We start from the raw sequence: 2,554 nt of genomic DNA on the forward strand, positions 1-2,554 counted from the left end.
GAACAGTCGGGTAGCTCCGGCGCATTGCTGCGCCGGAGCCCCCTCAGAACCGGGCGTGCCCGCTTTCCGGGCACCACGGCTCAAGCAAGCCCTGAAGGCCTGCGGACGTGCAGAGTTGATGCTTTGGGTTCGCTGCCAGCGGTGTTGTGCTGCTGGCAGGTGGCGTGGACGAGACGGAGTTGTGTTCCGTCCGGCGTGCCGACTCCGTGGTAGGTGATCATCCGTTCGGTGATCGCCTGGCGGGTCGCCCGCAGCCATGTCTCCCACTGGGTGGGGTCGGCTGGTGGGCGTTCGGCGGGCAGCAGCGGCCTGCGGCAGATCTGACAGCGCCCGTCCTGCGCGTTGAGCAGGCGCAAGGTGGCGCGGTTGACCAGCGAAGGTGCGCTTTTGCGTCGTCGATCGGCCCAGTACTCGGTCAGGTCGGGGTCGTCCGGGGACGCCCCGTTCTGGACCATCTGGTGTCGGAGGATGCTCGTCCAGGCGAATTTCAGCAGGTAGGCGCCACTCTGGCGGTCGCCGAACACCCACTGGTCCTGCCGGGACTTGTTGAACCTGCCGAAGTAGCGGGCGGTGACCCAGTGCTTCGGTTTGTTCGGGTGGGCGCGGGTGGCCCACTTGTAGGCGAGCTTCCACATGTAGTCGTCCAAGGAGGCGAAGACCTCGCTGGAGACCACGCTCCGGTAGTAGGCAGCCCAGCCCCGGATGATCGGGTTGAGCCGGTGCAGCACCGCTGCCGCGTTGGCCCCGTTCAGGGCGCGCATTTCGGTGCCGAGCCTCTGCCGGATCCGTCTGACGGCCTCGCGGCTGGGTTTGATCAGCAGCTTGCCGTGATATCGGCGGACGGTGAACCCGAGAAAGTCGAAGCCCTGGTCGAGGTGGACGACGCGCGTCTTGTCCTCGTTGAAGGCCAGACCCCGGGGCGTCAGCCACGCGGCGAGCCGTTCCTTGACCTGTTCGGCCTGTTCCCGCGAGTGGCACAGGGCGACAAGATCGTCGGCGTATCGAACCAGCAGCGGGGAGCCTGGCATCGTGTCGCCAGCGCGGCGGCCCGTCTGCCGGTACTGCACTCCCGCGGCCGTCTCCATTCCGTGCAGGGCGATGTTCAAAAGGACAGGGCTGATCACGCCGCCTTGGGGAGTTCCCTCCCCGGTCGGGGTGAGCTCGCCGTCCTCGACCACGCCGGCCTTCAGCCACCGCTCGACCGTTCCCCGGGCGGGGAAGGAGCCGAGCTGGGCCAGAAGGTTGGTGTGGTCGATCCGGTCGAACGCCGCCACCAGGTCCGCGTCCAGCGCCCACCGACGCAGGGCGCTCTTGCCCTTGGCCGTCCAGTAGATCGCCGCGATCGCGTCCTGGCAGCTGCGGCCGGGCCTGAAGCCGTACGACTTCGGCTCGAACCGCGCTTCCCACTCGGGTTCCAGTGCCTGTGAGACGCGGGCTTGCTGCACCCGGTCCACGACCACGGGAATGCCGAGCGGGCGCCTCTTGCCGCCTGCCTTGGGGATGTACACGCGCTTGACGGGTCGGGCCTGCCACGGGCCGGTGCGGTGCTGGACCCAGTGGGCCAGCTCCGCCTTGCCCCGGGAGGTCAGTACGACCTGCCCGTCGACGCCCGCCGTCTTGCGCCCCGCATTGGTCTCCGTCACCCGCCGCACGCTCATCAGCGTGTTGGCGCGTGAACGGAGCATCAGTTTCTGCAGATTGCGGACCTTCTTGAGGTCCCCTGCCCGCGAGGCCGTGAAGATCCGCTGTCGAAGTCGCCGTACGCTCTCCTCTTCGGAACGCCAGTCGATCGCGTCCCAATCGGGGAGAGTGTCCTCAGGTCCGTTCACCGCGCGGACCAGCGGCGTGTCAACATCAGTCGCCTCGATCCTCACCGTGTCCAACTTGCCCTTCGGTTCCGGAATCCTTGATCAGTCACGTTCTTCACGGGCTCACCCGGCCCACGTCAGCTCCCTTTCGGGATCGGGCAGCTGCCCGTATCCGGTCAGTTATGCGGGGCTCGGCGGAGGAGCCGATGGTCTGCCCCGGTTTCCTGCTGCCTTTCGGCGCACCGGCGTTGGCTTCTTGGGCCGTCCTGTTCCCGCTGGGGAATTGGGCCTTCCTTGCGGTCGGCTGACCAGGCGAAAAGCCGACTGGACCCCAACGGAGTTGTCACGTTCCGCACGTATGAGATGCGACCGGGGTGGGCGCCCTCATTACCCCGGGACGGTGGTGTCCTCCCGGCCGACTCGGTGTCTGCGACCGGCACCTGCCGCTTCTCAGCGGCCAGTCCTGCACCCCACCACTGCATTCCACCTGCGGGGCTTGCCATCACGGGGCATCGTCGAGGGTTCATTCACATTCACCCGTCCGGTCTTCTCCTTGCCTGTGACCTCCGAGTGGAGCGGAGGCCCTTGGGCTTCTTCCCGGAGCTTCGCACCCCGCCGTTACCAGCGACGCACGTCCGGGCGGAGACAGGCCATGGACACTGGCCCGGGGCTACGTCCTCGACATCACACCGACCCTCCTTCCAACGAGCCCACTCATTACGTGCGACTTCGTGTCGCACCCCCGA

The 2,554-nt window shown here is 67.3% G+C and carries 1 protein-coding gene; it reads right to left on the reverse strand.

What is annotated here, in order from left to right:
* Window positions 1-80: 80 nt before the first annotated feature.
* Window positions 81-1,874 (reverse strand): group II intron reverse transcriptase/maturase, encoded by a 1,794-nt coding sequence (gene ltrA / locus ACIQTO_RS38120; protein ID WP_402398263.1) that lies wholly within the window; start codon window positions 1,872-1,874, stop codon window positions 81-83.
* Window positions 1,875-2,554 lie beyond the last annotated feature (680 nt).

It is taken from the genome of Kitasatospora sp. NPDC091207, assembly GCF_044768625.1.
GTDB lineage: Bacteria > Actinomycetota > Actinomycetes > Streptomycetales > Streptomycetaceae > Kitasatospora.